The 333-nt window shown below is 75.7% G+C and carries 1 pseudogene; it reads right to left on the reverse strand.

Annotated features, from left to right (window positions below):
* Positions 1-333, reverse strand: a pseudogene (locus BI06_RS51220) (helix-turn-helix transcriptional regulator); the annotation flags it as partial.

Raw genomic sequence — 333 nt, forward strand, 5'->3', positions numbered from 1 at the left:
CGACGGCGGGGCCGGGTTCGCCGAGTTGGAGGTGGCATTCGGCGGCGGCGGTGCGCCAGGGGGTGACGATGGGGCTGTGGACCTGGCGTTCGCCCTGGCGGCGGCCGCATTCCAGGAGGTCGGCGAGGGCTTCGGCGGGTTCGCCGGAGGCGAGCCGGAGGAGGCCGCGGGAGTAGAGGTACTCGTTCCACTCCCAGGAGTCCCGGGCGCGGTCGGCGGCGACGGCGCGGGCGAGGCCGTGGGCCTGCCAGAGCCGGCCGGTCTCGACGAGGGCGATGACGGCCTGGGCGACGAGGTGGGCGTTCTGCTGGCCGAGGAGTTCGGCGTAGCGGC

This window comes from Kitasatospora sp. MBT66 (genome assembly GCF_000710405.2).
GTDB classification, from domain to species: Bacteria; Actinomycetota; Actinomycetes; order Streptomycetales; family Streptomycetaceae; genus Kitasatospora; species Kitasatospora purpeofusca.